The organism is Bradyrhizobium sp. USDA 326 (assembly GCF_049739485.1).
Lineage (GTDB): Bacteria > Pseudomonadota > Alphaproteobacteria > Rhizobiales > Xanthobacteraceae > Bradyrhizobium.
This window is the reverse complement of sequence record NZ_JBMGQA010000001.1, coordinates 2,668,680-2,688,015: the sequence shown is the minus strand read 5'-3', so window position 1 is coordinate 2,688,015 and position 19,336 is coordinate 2,668,680. Positions and strand designations below refer to the sequence as shown.

Below are 19,336 nucleotides of genomic sequence, written 5' to 3'. Positions count from 1 at the left end.
TGCTTGCCGGCACGCATTGGTGCGCGCTCGTTTGCAGAGAGCCTAGCATATCGAGGGCAGAGGCAAGGACTTGCGTGAAGGCGCGATCACTCGGCGGCTTGCGCCAGCACCGGCCGACGCGCCAGCCAGCCATTGATGAAGTGATCGAGCCAGGCGCGTTCGGCGACGTCGTAGACGGCACGATCCGCGAAGTGATGATGCCGCTGCCGCGCACCGGGCGCGCTGAAACCATCATAGCCGCGCGTGGTCCAGCGATGCATCATCGCGTAGGTCACGTCGGGGTGAAACTGCACGCCGAAGGCATTGCCGGCCCGGAACGCCTGCACCGGAAAATCATCGCCCTCGGCGAGCAGCTCGGTGCCGACAGGCAGCTCAAATCCCTCGCGATGCCAGTGATAGACCTGCGCCGGCCAGTGCGGGCAGAGCGCATGGCCTGCGGCGGTCGGCCTGATCGGGTAGTACCCGATCTGGGTCAGCGCCTCCGCATGCGGCGCGACGCGGGCCCCCAGCTGCATCGCCAGCATCTGCGCACCCAAGCAGATGCCGAGGAACGGCCGCTGCTCGCGGAGCGGAATTTCGATCCAATCGATCTCGCGGCGTATGTAGTCATCGCGATCGTTGGCGCTCATCGGGCCGCCGAAGATCACGGCGCCGGCATGCTGATCGAGCGTCTCGGGCAGGGGATCGCCGAAGCGGGGACGGCGGATGTCGAGGCGGTGGCCGAGCGCGCGCAGCGCATTGCCGACGCGGCCCGGTGTCGAGCATTCCTGATGCAGGACGATCAGAACCGGCAGCCGGGTTTGGGAGGCGGCGGCGCTTGGCGCCCTCCGTGGGAAGGGCACCACCTCTGCGCCACCAAACCTGTCCGTCCGCAACGACATGGCCTCTGCGAGTGCTATCGGTTCAGACCGCCAGCATAACTAAGCGATGGTTAACATCGTGTGAGTTTGCGCACACACGCCCCGATCCCGAAGCAAGCTCCGGGCCACTACGGATGCGCCGGGGCGTTCTTCAGCGCCTCTGCCTTTGGAACCGGCTGGTGGCAGCAAGAATGAACCCGCGCGGGAAGAAACGCAGCGCGAGCGGCACAATCTTGATGCCGAGACCCGGCAGGACTGCCCGTTTGTTGGCCATCAGGCCGCGATACGCCTCCCGCGCAACTTCGGCAGCAGAGACGTTGAGAACGGCCGTATCATGTTGCGATCCAACGCCGGCGCGGGCCTGGAATTCGGTCGGCACCGGACCCGGGCAAAGCACGGTGACGCGGACGCCGCGCGGTGCAAGCTCCGCCCGCAACGCTTCGGTCAAGGAGATCACATAGGCCTTGGACGCGTAGTAGACAGCCATGCCGGGGCCGGGCAGGAAACCGGCGACCGACCCTACATTGAGAAGACCGCCCTTGTTCCTGATGAGCTGATCAGCAAAGCGCAGCGACAGATCCGTCAAGGCACGGACGTTGACATCGATGATGCCGAGCTGCTCGACGCGATCACGCTCGATCGCGTCGCCAAACACGCCGAAGCCGGCATTGTTGACGAGATTGTCGAGCTCGACACCTGCGGCGGCAAGTGCTGCCGCGATCGTCTCGCCGGCATCCGCCTTCTCGAGATCGCAGGCGATCACGATCGGCTTCTTGCCGCCCTTGGCAGCGAGCTCGCTCGCGAGCGCTTCGAGCCGATCCGCCCGTCTCGCGGTCAACGCGAGGCGGTGTCCATTGGCGGCAAACACACGCGCCAGCTCCATCCCGATGCCCGCCGAAGCACCAGTAATCAACGTCACCCGCTCAGCCACGATGGAAGTCTCTTGAATCCAAGCTTTTTCGCCCCGCAATGGCGGAACGAGAGCATAGGCCGTGCGCAACAGGCAAGCGGCACCGGCAGCATGGACGCTTGATCGGAACGACGGACAGTGGTGAAAAACCGTTGATTTGCAGGCGTATTCGGCGCCGGCGACGGAGATATTAAACTTTCGTCATGTGTCCGTGCAGGCCGCGATTCGCCGAGGCCAGCGCCGTCAGCCGCCGACGGCGCTATCCTTGACCTGACCACCGGCACGCTCCGCGACCGCGTGCTTCAGCTCGATCCGGTCGCGCTGGGAAATCCCGAGCAGGTCGGACGCACGCCAGACGACATTGTCCTCGAACTCGCTGACCTGGCCGTCGGCGTAGACCAGCTCCCACATCATCCGGACGATGCGCTTGCGGCCCTCTTCGTCGAGTGAGCGCATGATGACGCTGGTGAAGTGATAAAGGTCCACCGCCTCGCCCTCGACCTGGGTGGCGTCCGCGATCAGACGATCCGCAGTGCCGCGATCGAGCCCGAAATGGCTTTCGATCAGGCTGTGCAGCTTGCGCTGCTCGGCCGCGCTCGGCTCGCCGTCCAGCGAGACCACATGGACCAGCAGTGCAGTGGCCGCCAGCCGATAATCGCTGTCGCCGAATGCGCGGTCCGAGGCTTGAGGACCGACAATGTCGGCGATGAATTGACGTAAGCCGTCGAGCATAAGGTCCTACCGAGATCGATGACGGCCGCGAGGAGCGCGGCCGTGACCAGCATTATATGAGCGGGAATCTCAACCGGCGCAACGGCGTCAGTTCCGCACACTGCATTACGTTTCGGCAATCTGTTCACCGTCATTCCGGGGCGATGCGCCAGCATCGAATCCGGAATGACGAATGATGCCTCACGGGATCTCGTAGACCACCATCTTGTCGGCGATGCCACGGAGCGCGGCCTGTTTCTGGATCGGCTTGATCTCGCGCCGCTGGAGGAGTTCGGCCACCGCCGGCGCGTCCGCCACCGGCCCGGTGATGTGGATCTCCTGCGCGGTCGACAGGCTTTGCACGCGGGCGGCGATGTTGACGGTCTGGCCGAAATAATCCTGCCGCTCGTTGAGCATGACCGCGAGGCAGGGACCTTCATGGATACCGATCTTGAGAATGAGGTCGTTGGCGCCGCGCTGCTTGTTCAATTCCTCCATCGCCGCGCGCATGTGCAGTCCCGCGACGATGGCGTGCTCGGGCCTGACGAAGGTCGCCATCACGGCATCGCCGATCGTCTTCACGACCGCACCCTTCTCGGCGGCGATGATCTCCAGCAGGGCACGAAAGTGCGCCCGCACGAGATCGAAGGCATTGAGATCGCCGACCCGCTCATACAGCGCGGTCGAGCCCTTCAGGTCGGTGAACAGGAACGTCAGGGACGTGATCTTCAGCCGCTGGTCGACATTGAGGTTGTCGGCCTTGAAAACGTCACGGAACGTCTGGTTGGACAGCATGCGCTTGGCGGTCAGGATCGGCTTGCGCTTGCCGATCATCTCATGCAGAGCGTCGGCGGCAATCCAGACCGAAGGCAACACGCGATTGCCCGATTGGTTCTCGAGCGTGAGACGCAACGGTCCAGGGCGCATCACGGTCGTCCCCGTCGGCGCCTCCAGCTTGTTGAACATGATCGAAAGCTGCTGACGCTCGCTGGTCGGCTCGCCCTGAACGTCCAGGAAATGGGCGGAATGGGTGACCGGCTCGAACACGATGATGAACTGGCTGGGCAGATTGAGCGAGAGGATCGCCTTCTCGCCAGCGGGCAATTCGAGCGCTTCGAGCGTCACTTCGTTGATCAGGCGGGAAAAGGATTCGTCGTTGATGTCGACGCCCGAGCTCCAGAACATCTGCCGCACATACTCCCAGATCGGCAACGTCTCGGGATCATGGGCACCGATGCGGCGGACCCGGGGGCTGACGGTGAAGGCCACCTCGACCATCTCGTCGACGGAGGCCTCGTATCCGGCGGCGCAGAGCGCGCAATTGTAGTCGTCGTGCTTCAACGACTTCAACGTGGCATGCGCGCCCAACACGCCTCCGCAGCCGGGACACAGCACGTTCCAGCTCATGTCGAACAGGCCGAGCCGCGAGGCGTGCAGGAATCCGGAAATGACCTTCTCCTGGTCGAGCCCGGTACGGTTGGCAAAATCCAGCGCATTGATCCGGTTGAGGTCACGGTCGTGACCGTTGGCGATCAGTTGCGCCAGGGCCTCCACGACATCGGGATCGGCGGTCTGCTTCAGAACGGAAAACTGGGCCTGGACGTCGCTCATGGCGGGTCTCTATCTAGGGTGGATCACGCCATCGGCCAGACGAGCGCCTGTCACCGACGCGTGATGCGGAACATGGGTGAATGGTCCGGCTGGGTCGTGACGACACCGAGCGGGATCACGGGATTCGCCGGGTCGGCAAGCTCGACACGGAATGCGCCGATCAGCCGGGCCAGAGCCAGCACGGATTCGGCCTGGGCAAACGGCGCACCGATGCAGACGCGCGGACCTGCGCCGAACGGCAGGTAAGCAAACCGGTCCGGCGCCTCTTTCGACATGAACCGTTTTGGAATGAACGCGTTCGGCTGATCCCACAGCTTCTCGTGCCGGTGCAGCAGCCAGGGCGCGATCATGATGATGTCGCCCTTCCCGATCTCGACGCCCGCCGCGTTGTCCTTGTCGCGCGCAGCACGCGCGACAAGGAAGGCCGGCGGATAGAGCCGCATGGTCTCGTCGATCACGGCGCGGGTGAATTTCTGGCGATCGATATCGGCCATGCTGTCGAGATGCTCGCCGCTTGTCTCGGACGCCACCTCCTCCTGCGCATCGGGATCGAGCGCCAGCAGATAGAGCGCCCAGAACAGCGCGGTTGCCGTGGTCTCGTGGCCCGCGAGGATCATGGTCGCGACCTCGTCGACGAGCTGCTCGTCGGAAAAGCCCTTGCCGGTCTCGGGATCGCGCGCCTCGTCCATGAGATCGAACAGGTCGCGCGGCGGCGCACCTTCCTTCTTGCCCATCGCGCGCCGCTCGGCGATCAGCATCGCGACGAACGCGGTCCAGCGCTTGCGGAAACGGGCGCGGGCGAAATCCATCGGGCTCGGCCATGACACAGGCAGCAGCATGTCGAGGAAGTAAGGCCGTCCCAGCCGCGCGGCATATTCCATGATGAAGTTGCGCAAGGTCGCGCCGTGGCGATCCATGCCGAACGAGAACATCGTGCGCCCGGCGATCTCGAGCGTCATGCGCTGCATGATCTCGCGCAGGTCGATCCCTTCACCGGTGCGGCTATCCAGCTTGGCGATGGTCTCGTCGAGCACCGCCGTCATGTGCGGGACCAGATTGGCCGTGGCGCGCGGCGTGAAGGCCGGCGCCAGGGTGCGGCGCTGAAATGTCCAGGAATGACCTTCCGCGATCAGGAGACCATCGCCGAGCACGGGGCGCAGCATGCGGATGCCGGCCGGCGTGCGCGTATAGTTCTCGTAATTGCTGAGCAGGACGTGCCGGATCGCGTCCGGCTGGTTCAGGATGAAACTGTTGCGGAAGAAGAAACGGCCCGGGATGACCTCTTCCTCATAGGCGCGCTGCCCCCAGGTCGCGATCATATTTTGCCTGACAACCGCGAGACGGCCGAAGAACGACATGTCGTCGGGCGCACGCGGGGGAGCCGGAGGGATGATGGGCCGACGCACACTGGCGATATTCATGGCTCCCTCCCGAGAGATGTGGCGCAGGCAAATAGCTAATAAGTCAGCTCGGCGATCGCAATCCTGTTCTCGGCGGCAGGCCAGGCGCGTGCCACGATCCGTTCTTCGCCAAATTGGGCCACGATGTTACGCCCGACCTCGCCGGTCGGAAGCCGCAGGGTTGCTGTCGCATCCGTGGGCACGCCCGGCTTGACGTCGGCCGGCTCCTTGCCGTCGAACAGCACCACGTCCCGCGGCAGGCCGAAATAGCCCCGCGGCCGCGACATGATCACGATGGCGTCGGCGTCCTTGTCGGCCGGTCCGAGCGGGCGCGCAGGCCGCAGATGCACCAGGTCGGACGAGCGTGGGAAGGGCGAGCGATAGATGTGCGTCGTCGGCGCATCCGGCGAGGTCAGGACGAATTCGAGCGACCAGGCAGGATCGACCTGCGCCGGTCCCCAGCGGCCGTCGGCAGCGGTCTTTGCGCTGTGCAGCGCACCACCCTTGCGCTCTCCGGTATCAGGATCGACACGGAAGACATCGACGGTTGCGCCCGCGACCGGACGATTGGTCGGCACGCCGCAAGGCGTGCCCGTAACCAGGCCGCTCAGTTTCACGTTGGTCTCCGGCACGATCGCGATGCGCGTGGGCTCGCGCCCGGCGATGAACTTGTAGATCTCGCGGAACGCGCGCGGGTGAAACGCCACCTCGCGATGGTCGAGCGCGCCGAGCACGAGATTGGTGGCGCCCTTCAGCTCAGGCCCCTCGGCCGTGACATTGGTCGGCGTGCCGGGCTTGCCGATGAAGCGGCCGTCGGCTTGCGCATATTTGTCCATGCCGTCGCTGCGCAGGGTGAGGAAGGCCACACCGGGCGTCACCTCGCTCTCGCCCTCGTTCAAGCCGCGCAGGAATGTGCCGCGGCCGTTGAATTCGTTGTTCGGCTGGTCGTCGGTCGCGAACACGCCGTGATTGGGCGTGCCACACAGCACGGCGTGGCTGACATCGCCCGCACCGCCGTTCCTGATGACGTTGCGGATCGCATAGCCGCCGCGCGAGTTGCCGACCAGGGCCACGCGCGCCGCCCCGGTCCGGCGCTTCAATTCAGTGATGGCGGCGGCGAGCTCGCGGCGCTGGTCCTCGGTCGAGGAGCGGTTCGCTTGTTCCACCTTGTCGTCGCTGCGCGCCAGGGGATCGGTGAAATTGATCGCCATCATGCGCTCGCGGGCGATGCCGTTGGATTCCATCCGCCACAGGGTCGTCATCCAGAGCGCGTCATAGTCGCCATTGCCGTGAACGAACAGGATCGGCGGCACCTCCGCATTGGGCGCCGCCAAAGGCGCGGTCTGGGCCATCGCGCCGGCCCGCATGCTCGCAACCGCGAAAGGCAAGCTGCCAACGCCCCGCAGGATCGTCCGTCGCGACAGCTTCATCTGTTACTCCCCGGCAGGACCTGGCTCTTTGCACTGCTTATAGCGGCGCAACCACTGGACAGCGAAGGACTTTCGCGGGCATCACTGAATTTGCCGGAATCGCCGGGACCACTTCTACCGGCCCATATGGAAGGGGATATGACCGAGCAGCCGAACCGCCAGAGAATGGCCGCCGACGGCATCACTGCGCCCCTGCGGTACACATTGTTCCGGCGCATCTGGCTCGCCAGCCTGCTCTCCAATCTCGGCCTCCTGATCCAGGGCGTCGGCGCAGCCTGGGCGATGACGCAGATGGCGGCGTCGGCCGACCAGGTGGCGCTGGTGCAGACCGCCTTGATGCTGCCGATCATGCTGATCTCGATGCCGGCCGGCGCCATCGCCGACATGTATGACCGCCGCATCGTCACCCTGGTCTCACTCTCGATCGCACTGATCGGCGCGACGGCGCTCACCGTTCTGGCCGGCCTCAACCTGATCACCCCCGAATTGCTGCTCGTCTTCTGCTTCGTCGTCGGCAGCGGCAACGCGCTGTTCGGTCCGGCCTGGCAATCCTCGGTCAGCGAACAGGTGCCGCCCGATGCTCTACCTTCCGCCGTCGCGCTGAACGGCATCAGCTACAACATCGCCCGCAGCTTCGGTCCTGCGGTCGGCGGCGTCATCGTCGCTGCGCTCGGTGCCGTCGCCGCGTTCGCCTGCAATGCGATTCTCTATCTGCCGCTGCTGGTGGTGCTGCTGCTCTGGCGCCGCAGCACCGAGCCCTCGCGCCTGCCGCGGGAAAAGCTCAACCGCGCCATGGTCTCGGGCGTTCGCTACATCACCAATTCGCCGTCGATCAAGATCGTGCTGTTGCGCACGCTGGTGATGGGTCTGATCGGAGGCGCCGTGATGGCGCTGATGCCGCTGGTCGCACGCGACCTCCTGCATGGCGGCGCGCAGACCTACGGCATCATGCTGGGCGCCTTCGGCATGGGCGCGGTGATCGGCGCGCTCAACATCCACGAATTGCGCAAGCGCATGAGCGGCGAGGCCGCGATCCGCGCCTGCACCATCTCGATGGCCTTCGCGATGGCGGCCCTCGCGGTGAGCACCGAGCCGGTGTTGACGGCGGCCGCGCTGGTGCTGGCCGGCGCGGTCTGGATGGCTGCGATCGCGCTGTTCAACATCGGCGTGCAGCTGTCGGCGCCGCGCTGGGTCGCGGGCCGCTCGCTCGCGGCGTTCCAGGCCTCGATCTCCGGCGGGATCGCGATCGGCGCCTGGGGCTGGGGCCATCTCACCGACTATGCGGGCGTCGAGGTCGCGCTGCTGACGGCGGCCGGCCTGATGCTGATCTCGCCGCTGCTCGGCATCTGGCTCGCGATGCCGCGCGTCGGCGCCCGTAACGAGGACGCCGATGTGCTGGCCGATCCCGAGGTGAAGCTGTCACTCACCGGGCGCAGTGGGCCGCTCGTGGTCGAGATCGAATACCGGGTCTCACAAGAAAGCGCGCGCGCGTTCCACAACGTGATGCAGGACGTGCAGCTCTCGCGCCAGCGCAACGGCGCCTATGGCTGGTCGATCGCGCGCGACATTGCCGATCCCGAGCTGTGGACCGAGCGCTACCATTGTCCCACCTGGTTCGATTACCTGCGCCAGCGCAACCGCTCGACCCAGTCCGAACGCGCGCTGCATCAGCAGGCGATCGACTTCCATATCGGCCCCGAGCCGGTGCGGATCCGCCGCATGCTCGAGCGCCCGTTCGGTTCGGTGCGCTGGAAGGACGAGACGCCGGACCGCGCCGATGGCGAGGTGCTGCCGGTGGTTGCGACCGCCGCGGGCAGCAGCACGTAGGGACTGTCGTTCCGGGTTCGCGCCCGACGGCGCGCCCCGAAATGACGATCACTGCCCGTGTTCCGTCAGCACCTTGTCGCAGGCCTTGCTGAGGCGGGCGCGGTGCTGCTTCAGGCAAGCGAGCACGGCGCCATCGCCATTGTTCATGACGACGCGGCAGAAGCGCGAGACGTCGCGCGCGCAAGCGTCTTGGCCCGGCTGCTGCGCCGACGCGCCGGATACGAACATGAGCAAAGGGATGATGAAAAGAAACCTGGTCATCGCGTAATGCCTCTTACCCGGAAAGATATGCGGGCGAAGCTAGTGCGGCGATCCCGGGGCTGCAACGGCTTTGTGGCCGGGCGGAACGAGCGCCGCCGCGGGGGCTCCCGACTTGACGCCGGGGCACATCGCGAGGGGAGCTGACGATCTCGGGGCTCTTACTGCTTGTCTTCTACTGCTTGTCCTGGGCGTCAGCGACCTTGCGCGAGGCGCCCTTGGCTAGGTTCTTGTCCATCACCGCGCGGCAGCCGGCGCTTAAGTCAGAGCGATGCTTGATCATGCATGCCGTGATCTTCGGGATGTTGGGGATCTCCGCCGAGCACAGGCGGAAGGCATCGCCGGTGCACATCTGCTGCGCCTCGGCCGAGAAGGGGAAGCTCGCGCTCGTCGACGCGATCGAGACGATGGCGGCAAAGCCCAGAGCCAGGCTGGTGTCGCGGATCCTGCTGGTAAACGACTTGGTGTTCACAGACCTGGTCATTTGAAGCTCCCATTGGCACCGCGCAAAGCGGGCCGGTTGTCGATGGGAGCCACGATGCTCCGGCAAAACCGTTTCCACTGTGATGACGCTCACGGGAGACCCATCCTCTGTGATCCCGGTCACTTTGGCGTACCCCGCTGAAATTCCTCCACAGCCGCTGTCGTGTTGGTGTCACGTTAACTCTTAGTTCGCATTAATGGCTGGTCGCGCGGAAAATTCCGCCAGTTTGGTTGCGTAATTGGAAAGAGTAGCGATGCGTAATGCGTTGGGCCTGATGCTGGCCAGTGTAGTTGCGGCGGTCGTGATCGCCGCCGGCGGTTGGTTTTATTATTCCGCGCGCGCCGACCAGGGCGCTCCCAAGACAGTTGCCGCCCGTGCCGCCGACCAATTGCCGGCACAGGCGAAGCTCGCCGCCAAGGACGACGTCGAGACCACTGCGACGATCGCTGCCAAGCCGGCGGCAGCCGCTCCGGCACCTGCGCCCGCCCCGGCCATGCCGATGCAGCCGAAGCAGGCCTGCGCCAATCCGAACGCGTTGGGCGTGTCCCGCGTGGTCGAGATCGACACGACGGGCGGCCCCGGCTTCGGCTTCGAGCACTTCAAGCAATTCGACTTCCTGACCGACAAGGAGGTCGTGTTGACCTTCGACGACGGTCCGTGGCCGGTCAACACGCCCGCGGTGCTGAAGGCACTTGCGGACGAATGCACCAAGGGCCTGTTCTTCTCGGTCGGCAAGCACGCGACCTACCATCCGGAAATCCTGAAGCAGGTGCTGGCCCAGGGCCACACGGTCGGCACGCACACCTGGTCGCATGTCAACCTCAACAGCAAGAAGTTGACGGAGCAGCAGGTCAAGGACGAGGTGGAGAAGGGTTTTAGCGCAGTGCGGTTCGCGCTCGGCACCAATCCGGCACCGTTCTTCCGCTTCCCGCAGCTTCAGCACAACCCGGCGATGGTGAGCTATTTCGGCACCCGCAACGTCGCGATGTTCTCGACCGAGATCGACTCCTTCGACTTCAGGAAGGGCGCGACGCCGGAGAAGATCGTCGAGACCGTGATGACGAGGCTGGACAAGCTCGGCAAGGGCATCATCCTGATGCACGATTTCCAGAAGAACACGGGCCTCGCCCTGCCGACGCTGCTCGCGCGGCTGAAGGCGGGCGGCTACAAGGTCGTGCAGATGAAGGCCAAGGCGAGCCTCCAGACGCTGCCGGAATATGACGAGGCGCTGATGAAGGACATGAAGGTGCCGACCGCAGGCACGAACACGCGCCCGATCGCGAGCGTGGTGCAGACGGTCTCGCAGTAAGCGCGATCACCACCTCAAGAACGCCACGGCCGGGCTTTTCGCCCGGCCGTTTGCTTTGAGCGAGCGGCTTACCAATAGATGCCGTGGCGATGCAGCTCGCTGATGATGCGGCGCTCGGTCCAGCTGCGCTTGGGCTTCGGCTTGTCTGAACTTGCCGCGCTCTTGGATGCTGGCTTGGCCGTCGTGACCGGCGCAGAGGTCGCGGGTGTGGTCACCGTCGGAGCGGTCGCCGCAGCCGGCGCGGAGAGCGACAATGCCGGCGGACGATCGGAATATTTCGGAGCCTCGGTCGCCGGCGCGGCTTCGCTGACCCGCGTCGTCACACTGGTCGTTGACGAGGTCGTGGTTTGCGACGCGGAGCTCTGTTCGCCGGCAGCGGCCAAGGATAGACCGCGGGAGCCGCCGGCCTGGGCGGAGGCAGAAGCCAGCAGCATGGTGGCAACCAGAATGAACTTTCGCATGTGAAATCTCCCCGTGTTGGCGTGACAGGGATGTTAGGGGGTTATGTCCGAGATTATGTGATCGCGATCACTCAACCGAGCGAGCCCTGATACAGGCTCATGCGCTGGTCAATCGGAGCGCTCGGGGGATCCGGTGAAATTTGAGCGCTGGTGCCGCAAGAGGGATTCGAACCCCCGACCCCGTCATTACGAATGACGTGCTCTACCGACTGAGCTATTGCGGCGACCCTGCCGGGACCTGGGCGATGCCGGCCCCGATACGCGCGCTCCTGATATCGGGCATGGCCCGAATTGGCAAGGACAAGCGGGAGGCGAAATGCGCTTCACGCGCCCCAGCGGGACCAGAAGCCGCGCCAGCCGCCGGCCTGGGCCTTCGGTGTGCCGATTTGTTCCGTAAATTCGTCGCTCGGGCCGTCGTCGTCGATTCCGGGGTCATCCGGTGCGCGGACGATCGGGATGACCGTCTGGAAAGGCGCCGATGCCGGCTTGCCGAGGTCGGCCCGGGTTCGGAATACCGGCGTTTCGGCTTGCTGCGATGATTCGGCCGGTGCCGACGCCGGATTCACCGGCTCGGGCGGCGTAACCACCGGCTCCTCCTTGGCGGATTCCCTGGCAAGCTCTTGGGCCTGGGGGGGTGAATTGTCCTGGGCGGCCGGCGCCGGCACCGGGGCCGTCATCGGAGGTTCCACCGGGCCGTCGCTGGGAGCCGCCGTCACCCGCTTCGGCGGCGGAGCGGCCAGCATGGCCTCCTCGAAGGCCGAGGATTCGATGGTGGCGCCCCTGTCCGAAGGCAGGCTCGCGACCGGTGTCTGCCACAGGAACGCATCGAGGCGGCCGGTGACCGGGGAGACCGGGCGCCAGCGGTCGCTGACATAGCCGTCCGCCGTCCAGGCGGGATCGAGGCGGGCGCGCACCGCGCGCAAGGTCCAGGCGCGGGCGCGGCCGCCGTCGCCATGCTCGGTGCGCTCGATCTCGGCCATCAGGAGCGCGACGCGCTGGGTCGGATCCTTGAGATAAGGCGCGAGCACCTCGCGCGCGCGGGCGAACTCCGAGGCGTCGATCGCAGCGCGTGCGATCGCGAGCTGCCCTTCGATATGACCGGGCTTGTCGGCTGGCGTCTTCGCGGCGAGGGTCTCGACCCGCTGCAAGCGGTGCCGGGCGGTATCGCCGAGCTTCACATGCGCATAGGCATCCGCGAGATCGGGATGCGGATTGGCGAGCCAGGCCGCTTCCACAAGCTTCATGGCGCGGCGCACCTGATGCGCCTCGCTCTCGAATTTTGCCGCGAGCACCGCCGCCGGCACCAGGGTCGGCGCGAGCTTGATCGCCTCCATCACGCTCTCGCGCGCGACGTCGCGATCCATCGTTTCCAGCTCCAGCGCGCGCGCGGTGAGAAGCACGCCGCGCTGCCGGCGGTAGGCCTGCTTGTCGAGCAGGCCTGCGGACCGATTCGAATCGAGAATCGCGAGTGCGCCGCTCCAGTCGCCGCGCGCGCAGCGGAAGCCGAGCACCGCATGCGAGGCCCAGGTCGACGACGGCGACAGCTTGATCGCCTCCTCCGCGATCATCACCGCGCCGACCGCATCGTCGGCGCGCTGCGCCTCGATGAACAGGCCGCGCAGGCCGAGCAGCCGCGTGTCCTCGCGTTCGGCCATCACGCGGAAGACGCGCTGCGCTTCGTCGCGATTGCCTTCGAGCTGTGCCGACTGCGCGTGCAGCAGCAGCGCGAGCGGATCGTTCGGTGCATCCCGCCGTGCCGCGTCGGCGTGACGGCGGGCCAGCGCGGAATCGCCATGGCCGATCGCGAGCAGGCCGTGGGTAATGGCGTGGCGGCCGCGAGCCTGACGCTTTTCGTGGCGACGGCGGCGCAGACGCCCCGGCGTGCGCCAGATCATCGTCAGGATGCTCCAGACCAGCACGACGGCCACGGCAAACAGGCCAAGCAAGAACACGAACCGGGGCAGCGTCGTCGAGATTCTGAAACCACCCGCGGTCAGGACGAGATCGCCGGGCTGGTCGGCAACCCAGGCCGCGCCGGCTGCTGCCAGTGCGATCAGGACGAGAAAGAGGACGATGCGAAGCATGGCGATCCCTATACGCGCCGATTGTTGCGCGAACCTTTACTGACGAACCTTTACTGAAGAGGCTTGACCGGATCGGATTTGGCGAGATCCGCCATGGCATCGTCGGCGAATTTGCGGGACGCGGCGAGCGCGGCGTCGCGGGCATCGGCTTTGTCGAGCCAAGCCTGAGCCGGGGCACGATCGGCCTCAGGCAGACCCTTGAGCTCGCGCCGCGCTTCTGCGAAGTCGTTGCGAAGCGCAGCCGCCGTCATCCGCGCAACGATGGCGCCACGATCGTTGCCGACCCCATCGGTACGCTCGATGCGGACGAGTTTTGACGCGCCGGCCTGGAGACGCTCGACAATGCCGGCATTGCTCGCCGGAGCTTCAGCCGGCGGCGACAGCTTCGGCACGATGTTGAGGAGCTCGCGGCTCAATGCGACCGGCGTCGGAATGCCGGACGACGCAAACGCGTCGAGCGGCTTCAGCATATCGGGCTTGGCCGCCAGCGACCGCGCCGCGGCCAATTGCGATTGATAGGGATCGCCGTGGCGAACGGCGACGTCGAGCAGGGCCGCCGCCACCACGTTGCGCAGCGGCTTGTCGTCCACCGTCATGGCGGCGGCGATCTTCTGGCCCTGCTGCGCGAGTTCGGCGCGCTCCGTCTTGCTGGCGCGCTCGAGCTGGGCGATGCGGTCGATGACAGCGGCAAGATCAGGCGCTGCAGCGGGCGACGCCACCTTTACGTCGTTCAGGGCGCTCGCAGTCTTGTCGGACTGCGCACGCAGACCGGCAATGTCGCTGCGCAGGCTGCTTGCGGATTTCTCCAGCGCGTCGATCCGCGCCGCCATGGCCGGATCGGCTGCGGGCCTGCCCGCCCTGGCTTCGACCGCGGCAACGCGTGCGCTCAGCGCATCGATTGTCGCACTGGTGACCTCAGGCGCGGCCGGCGGCGCCTGCACCGCGGGCCAGCCCAGCATCCAGCCGACCGCGATCACGACCGCGGCTGCGACAGCGCCGGAGAACGGCGCGATGACCCAGGGGGAAATCGGCGCCGACACGGGTGCGCCCGCCACGGAAACCTGCTCCTCTGCAGGCCCGGACTGCGGCTCGGCCTTGACCTCATCCGATCCGGGTTCCTCGAACCTGGCCTGCTCCTGCGCGGCATGTTCGGACGCCTCAGGCTCGCCCGCGACCTGCTGCGGCTGCGTCGAAACTTCCGTCGCCTGGAGGTCGATGGTGGGCGGGGTGCGCTTGGTACGACCCGCGTCGGGCGCCAATCCAGCGTCTTCAGGCTTGTCGTCGGCCATCGTGACGGTTCCTCACACTTCCATTACCCGGGTGAACTAGATTGCGTCGGATTCGGCCTGACCTCTTACGCCAAACGGGTGCGCAAAGCACGCTCCAAGGTGTCGAACAAGGCACTTTCGTTCGGCGCTGCGGCCACCAGAACCTGTGACGCGCCGGCCTCGCGCAGCACGCTCGCGACCGCCTCGGACAGGCAACAATGCGGGATCGCCAGCGCCGAGATTTCGACGCCTTCGTCACGCGCCGCATCCAGGAATGCGCGTGCGCTGCGCCGGGAGTAGTGCAGCACCGCCTCGACGCCATGCGCGGCAAAGCCCTCGCAGACCTCGCGCGGCAGATGATTGACCGGCGCCATGCGATAAGTGGTCTGCGAGACCACGCGGAAGCCCTCCGCACCGAGTTCGCCGCCGAGATCGCGCGACAGATCGGCGCCCGCGAGATACAGCAGCGTGCTCTTTTTCTTCAGCACCTTGTCGCGCGCGCTCTGCACCACCTTGTCGCGCAAGGACGCAGCATCGCCGCCGGCGACGATCACCTCGGCAAAGCCGGCCTCGCGCGCCGCAGCAGCCGTATGCTCGCCGACCGCAAACAACGGCAGCTTCAACAGACCGAGCTCCGGCAATTGCGGCGCGATGGCGCGGATCGCGTTGGCCGACGTGACGAGAACGGCACCGTAGGTGGCTTCACTCTCGTCATGGAAGGCGACGGGCTCGAACCTGAGCGCCGGCGCAAGCAGCACCGCATGCCCGCGTGCGCGCAGATTCTCCGCCGTCGCCTCATTGTCGGGATGCGGCCGTGTGACAAGAATGGACATCGCTGGTGTTCCCGAACCATTTGGCGGTGACGCATTGACCTGGACGGCTAGAGCGTGACGATTGCGCAATCTGGCCCCGGGATGCTACCGGACGTACCAGAACGCTGCTTTACGGATGGGCGCAAGGGCGCAAATTGGATAACAATTCGCCAATGCTGGTGCTGGGCATAGAAACCACCTGCGACGAGACCGCCGCGGCCGTGATCGAGCGCGCGGGCGACGGCAGCGGCAGGATCCTGTCCAACATCGTGCGATCGCAGATCGAGGAACACGCCCGCTTCGGCGGCGTGGTGCCGGAGATCGCCGCGCGCGCGCATGTCGATCTGCTCGACGGCATCATCGACCGGGCCATGCGCGAGGCCGGCATCGGCTTCGCCCAGCTCGATGGCGTCGCGGCCGCCGCGGGGCCGGGCCTGATCGGCGGCGTCATCGTCGGGCTGACCACTGCGAAGGCGATCGCGATGGTGCACGACACGCCGCTGGTCGCGGTGAACCATCTCGAAGCGCATGCGCTGACGCCACGCCTCACCGATGGAATCGAGTTTCCCTATTGCCTGTTCCTCGCCTCCGGCGGCCACACCCAGATCGTCGCGGTCACCGGCGTCGGACAATATGTACGGCTCGGCACCACGGTCGACGACGCGATCGGCGAGGCCTTCGACAAGGTCGCGAAGATGCTGGGACTGCCCTATCCGGGCGGACCGCAGGTCGAGCGCGCGGCGGCAGGCGGCGATGCCACGCGCTTTGCGTTTCCGCGGCCGATGCAGGGACGCCCCGATGCAAATTTCTCGCTGTCGGGATTGAAAACGGCGGTGCGCACCGAAGCGAGCCGGCTGGCTGAGCTCACGCCGCAGGACGTCAGCGATCTCTGCGCGAGCTTTCAGGCCGCCGTGCTCGACTCGACCGCCGACCGACTGAGCGTCGGCTTGAGACTTTTCCGCGAGCAGTTCGGCGCGCCGCACGCGCTCGTGGCCGCCGGCGGTGTCGCCGCCAATCAAGCGATCCGCGGCGCTCTGCATGACGTTGCAAGGCAGGCCGGGACGCAACTGATCATGCCGCCGCCGGCGCTCTGCACCGATAACGGCGCGATGATCGCCTGGGCCGGCGCCGAGCGCCTCGCGCTCGGCCTGACCGACACGATGGAGGCGCAGCCGCGCGCACGGTGGCTGCTCGACGCCAACGCGACGGCACCGGCAGGTTACAGCAATACCCGGGCGGGATATTAGCGATGGCCGCGCTGCAATCCGTCGCGGTGATCGGCGCGGGCGCCTGGGGCACGGCGCTGGCAACGGTGGCAGCGCGAGCCGGGCGGAGCGTCACGCTGTGGGCACGCAATGCGGAGCATGCCACGCGGATTGCATCGAGCCGCGACAATCCCCGGCTGCCCGGCGTGCGGCTTGCTCCGGAGATTGTTGTCACGGGCGAGTTGGCGCTCGCCGCGCGCGCCGACATGCTGCTGATCGCAACGCCTGCGCAGCATCTGCGCGGCGCGGTCAACATGCTGGCCTCGCACCTTGCAAGGCCGGTACCGATCGTCGCCTGCGCCAAGGGCATCGAGCACGGCACCCACAAGTTCATGACCGACGTGATCGCCGAGGCCGCGCCGCATACGCAGCCGGCGATCCTGTCGGGCCCGAGCTTTGCCGACGACGTCGCGCGCGGCCTGCCGACGGCAGTGACCCTGGCGGCAAGCGATGAGGCGCTGGCGCGCGCGCTCGTGCAGGCGCTGGGCTCGCCGACGTTCCGCCCCTATCACTCCACGGATATCCGGGGTGTCGAGATCGGCGGTGCGGCCAAGAACGTGCTGGCGATCGCAGTCGGCATTGCGGTCGGGCGCAGGCTCGGCGCCTCGGCCCAGGCTGCGCTCACGACCCGCGGCTTTGCCGAGCTGACGCGCCTTGGCCGCGCGCTCGGCGCGCGTAGTGAGACACTCACCGGCTTGTCCGGTCTCGGCGATTTGATCCTGACCTGCGCGAGCCCGCAATCGCGCAACTTCGCGCTCGGACTCGCGCTCGGGCGCGGCGAGCAGCCTCCCGCCGGCAAGCTCGCCGAGGGAGAGTTCACGGCACCTGTCTTGATCGAACTCGCAGCTTCGCAAGACATCGAGTTGCCGGTATCAGAAGCGGTCGCGGCGATCCTGAGCGGCCGAAGCACGATCGATGCCGCGATCTCGGGATTGATGACGCGCCCCTTCAAGGCAGAGGAATGACGTCTTCTCGTCATGCCCGCGCTTGTCGCGGGCATCCACGTCTTGATATTGAACTGGTGGCAAAGACGTGGATGGCCGGGACAAGCCCGGCCATGACGAATGGATGGGGCGCGTTGTCATGAACTACTGGCTCGTGAAGTCCGAACCGTCGGTGTGGTCCTGGGACCAGCAGGTCGCGAAGGGCGCCAAGGGCGAGGCCTGGACCGGCGTGCGCAATTTCACCGCGCGCCAGAACCTCGTGAACATGAAGAAGGGCGACAAGGCCTTCTTCTATCATTCCAATGAGGGCAAGGAGATCGTCGGGATCGCCGAGATCATCAAGGAAGCCTATCCCGACCCGACCGACAAGACCGGAAAATTCGTCTGCGTCGACATCAAGGCCGACAAGCCGTTGAAGACGCCGGTGACGATGGCCGCGGTCAAGGCCGAGAAGAAGCTCGCCGACATGGCGCTGGTGAAATATTCGCGCCTGTCGGTGCAGCCGGTGACGGCGGAGGAGTGGAAGCTCGTCTGCAAGATGGGCGGGGTTTAGGAGTTATCCCATCTGCGATATCGGCGCTTGCGGCTCCGGCAGCGTGAACACCTCGCAAGGCGTGGCAATGCCGCGCAGCGAGTGCGATCCGAGCGCGACCAGCGGCATATCCGTCTCGGCAGCGAGTGCGCCCGACACCAACACGGTCCTGCCCAGCGGCTTGCACAATCCTTCGAGCCGGCTGGCAAGATTGACGGCGGGACCGATCGCGGTGAAATCGAGCCGGTTGGCGGCGCCGATATTGCCCCACAGCATCTCGCCGAGATGGAGCGCGGCACCAAAGGACAGTGGCGGCAGCGCTTGCGCGCGGCGCTCCTTGTTGAGATAGGTCATACCTGCTTCGGCTGCACTTGCGGCGCGCAGAGCAGCGTCACAGGCGCGGCGCGGCGATGACTCGAGCACGGGAAAGATCGCGAGCACACCGTCGCCGATAAATTTCAGCACTTCGCCGCCGAAGGCGTGGACGGCCCCGGCGATGCGATCGAACCAAGCGTCGAGCGCAGCGATGACCTCGCCAGGCGGGGAAGTGTCCGACAGAATCGTGAAATTGCGCAAATCCGCATCGAGCCGCGCGGCCCGAATGGTCTCGCCGGGATCGCGCCGTAGAGGTGCCGCCAGCACCCGCTCCGCGCTGCGCTTGCCGAGATAAGCATCCAGGGTTTCGCGCAACGTGGCGCGCGCGGCGAGCACGGCGAGGGGCGTCGCGGCAAAACGCGCCGCCTGGCGCAATTGCTTGATTTCATCCGCGGTGAACGGACGCGGCCCGATCCAGCCGAGCAGCGGCCCATCGGGCCGTCCGACCACGTCTTCGTGCACCTCGCCCAGCGCGATGTCGCGCAACCAGCGGCGGCCGGCGTCGTTGGGCGGATCCGGTGCGAGCCCGCCCGGCGCAAAGCCGAGCGCTTCGATTACCTGGCCACCGTCGGCACGCCACAGCCAGGTACGCTTCGCGATTAACGGATGCGGCACCTCCAGTGTCAGGGCACCCGCCGCGAGCGGCACGCCGTCGGCGAGGAGATGAGCGCCGAGTTCCGCAAGCAGACAGTCCGCCCCGGCACTATCCGAGGCGACATCGACAAGGCCAGGCGAGCGTCGGCGCGAGCTGCATGGCTCGATCATGGCGAACGCCCTCCGGGTTTGTCACGGGCA

At 66.3% G+C, this 19,336-nt stretch carries 17 protein-coding genes, 1 tRNA gene and 1 pseudogene; 5 read left to right on the top strand and 14 right to left on the bottom strand.

The genetic code is table 11. From position 1 onward, the window contains the following. Nucleotides 1-86 precede the first annotated feature (86 nt). From ABIG06_RS12825 to ABIG06_RS12800, 6 genes are all read right to left on the bottom strand, one after another. Nucleotides 87-881, bottom strand: coding sequence for a glutamine amidotransferase (locus ABIG06_RS12825; RefSeq protein WP_124161939.1), 795 nt, complete (start codon nucleotides 879-881; stop codon nucleotides 87-89). 130 nt (nucleotides 882-1,011) lie between these two features. Further along, nucleotides 1,012-1,791, bottom strand: a complete 780-nt coding sequence (locus tag ABIG06_RS12820) for an SDR family NAD(P)-dependent oxidoreductase (RefSeq protein WP_370136893.1) — start codon at nucleotides 1,789-1,791, stop codon at nucleotides 1,012-1,014. A gap of 222 nt (nucleotides 1,792-2,013) precedes the next feature. Further along, entirely contained in the window at nucleotides 2,014-2,502 is a 489-nt protein-coding gene (locus ABIG06_RS12815) for a TerB family tellurite resistance protein (protein ID WP_370136891.1), read from the bottom strand. 180 nt (nucleotides 2,503-2,682) lie between these two features. Further along, nucleotides 2,683-4,092 carry an adenylate/guanylate cyclase domain-containing protein gene (locus ABIG06_RS12810; protein WP_124161942.1) on the bottom strand — a complete coding sequence of 470 codons (1,410 nt, stop codon included), beginning with the start codon at nucleotides 4,090-4,092 and terminating at the stop codon, nucleotides 2,683-2,685. A gap of 50 nt (nucleotides 4,093-4,142) precedes the next feature. Further along, a complete protein-coding gene (locus ABIG06_RS12805; RefSeq protein WP_370136889.1) occupies nucleotides 4,143-5,513 on the bottom strand; it encodes a cytochrome P450 in 1,371 nt (456 codons plus the stop codon). Between the two features lie 35 nt (nucleotides 5,514-5,548). Next, the gene (locus tag ABIG06_RS12800; protein WP_370136887.1) at nucleotides 5,549-6,922 is read right to left on the bottom strand and encodes a hydrolase; all 1,374 of its coding nucleotides are present in this window, start codon (nucleotides 6,920-6,922) and stop codon (nucleotides 5,549-5,551) included. Between the two features lie 138 nt (nucleotides 6,923-7,060). On the opposite strand from ABIG06_RS12800, the gene ABIG06_RS12795 reads away from it, so the two are divergent. Beyond that, nucleotides 7,061-8,749: an MFS transporter gene (locus tag ABIG06_RS12795; RefSeq protein WP_370136886.1), complete on the top strand. Its 1,689-nt coding sequence runs from the start codon at nucleotides 7,061-7,063 to the stop codon at nucleotides 8,747-8,749. Between the two features lie 48 nt (nucleotides 8,750-8,797). On the opposite strand, the gene ABIG06_RS12790 is transcribed toward ABIG06_RS12795, so the two are convergent. Together ABIG06_RS12790 and ABIG06_RS12785 are read right to left on the bottom strand one after the other, a co-directional pair. Then, nucleotides 8,798-9,010, bottom strand: coding sequence for a cysteine rich repeat-containing protein (locus ABIG06_RS12790; protein ID WP_370136884.1), 213 nt, complete (start codon nucleotides 9,008-9,010; stop codon nucleotides 8,798-8,800). A 172-nt stretch (nucleotides 9,011-9,182) separates the two neighbouring features. Next, nucleotides 9,183-9,491: a hypothetical protein gene (locus ABIG06_RS12785; protein WP_370136882.1), complete on the bottom strand. Its 309-nt coding sequence runs from the start codon at nucleotides 9,489-9,491 to the stop codon at nucleotides 9,183-9,185. A gap of 253 nt (nucleotides 9,492-9,744) precedes the next feature. Between ABIG06_RS12785 and ABIG06_RS12780 the strand changes: the two genes are divergently transcribed. Next, nucleotides 9,745-10,800, top strand: a complete 1,056-nt coding sequence (locus tag ABIG06_RS12780; protein WP_124161947.1) for a polysaccharide deacetylase family protein — start codon at nucleotides 9,745-9,747, stop codon at nucleotides 10,798-10,800. 68 nt (nucleotides 10,801-10,868) lie between these two features. Here the strand turns inward: ABIG06_RS12780 and ABIG06_RS12775 are convergent, their stop codons facing one another. The 5 genes from ABIG06_RS12775 to ABIG06_RS12755 form a co-directional block, all read right to left on the bottom strand. Beyond that, complete coding sequence (locus ABIG06_RS12775; RefSeq protein WP_370136881.1) at nucleotides 10,869-11,261, bottom strand: hypothetical protein; 393 nt, start codon at nucleotides 11,259-11,261, stop codon at nucleotides 10,869-10,871. Nucleotides 11,262-11,409: 148 nt separating this feature from the next. Next, nucleotides 11,410-11,485 (bottom strand) — tRNA-Thr (locus ABIG06_RS12770). Nucleotides 11,486-11,584: 99 nt separating this feature from the next. Further along, nucleotides 11,585-13,345 carry a heme biosynthesis HemY N-terminal domain-containing protein gene (locus tag ABIG06_RS12765; protein ID WP_370136879.1) on the bottom strand — a complete coding sequence of 587 codons (1,761 nt, stop codon included), beginning with the start codon at nucleotides 13,343-13,345 and terminating at the stop codon, nucleotides 11,585-11,587. Nucleotides 13,346-13,395: 50 nt separating this feature from the next. After that, entirely contained in the window at nucleotides 13,396-14,634 is a 1,239-nt protein-coding gene (locus ABIG06_RS12760; protein WP_370136877.1) for a COG4223 family protein, read from the bottom strand. A gap of 65 nt (nucleotides 14,635-14,699) precedes the next feature. Beyond that, nucleotides 14,700-15,446, bottom strand: a complete 747-nt coding sequence (locus ABIG06_RS12755; RefSeq protein ID WP_370136874.1) for a uroporphyrinogen-III synthase — start codon at nucleotides 15,444-15,446, stop codon at nucleotides 14,700-14,702. Nucleotides 15,447-15,598: 152 nt separating this feature from the next. Between ABIG06_RS12755 and tsaD the strand changes: the two genes are divergently transcribed. From tsaD to ABIG06_RS12740, 3 genes are all read left to right on the top strand, one after another. Then, nucleotides 15,599-16,672, top strand: coding sequence for a tRNA (adenosine(37)-N6)-threonylcarbamoyltransferase complex transferase subunit TsaD (tsaD, locus tag ABIG06_RS12750; protein WP_370140834.1), 1,074 nt, complete (start codon nucleotides 15,599-15,601; stop codon nucleotides 16,670-16,672). Between the two features lie 2 nt (nucleotides 16,673-16,674). Then, a complete protein-coding gene (locus ABIG06_RS12745) occupies nucleotides 16,675-17,655 on the top strand; it encodes an NAD(P)H-dependent glycerol-3-phosphate dehydrogenase (RefSeq protein WP_124161953.1) in 981 nt (326 codons plus the stop codon). A 118-nt stretch (nucleotides 17,656-17,773) separates the two neighbouring features. After that, nucleotides 17,774-18,187 (top strand): EVE domain-containing protein, encoded by a 414-nt coding sequence (locus ABIG06_RS12740; RefSeq protein ID WP_124161954.1) that lies wholly within the window; start codon nucleotides 17,774-17,776, stop codon nucleotides 18,185-18,187. Between the two features lie 3 nt (nucleotides 18,188-18,190). Here the strand turns inward: ABIG06_RS12740 and ABIG06_RS12735 are convergent. Beyond that, nucleotides 18,191-19,295, bottom strand: a pseudogene (locus ABIG06_RS12735) (adenylate/guanylate cyclase domain-containing protein). Nucleotides 19,296-19,336 lie beyond the last annotated feature (41 nt).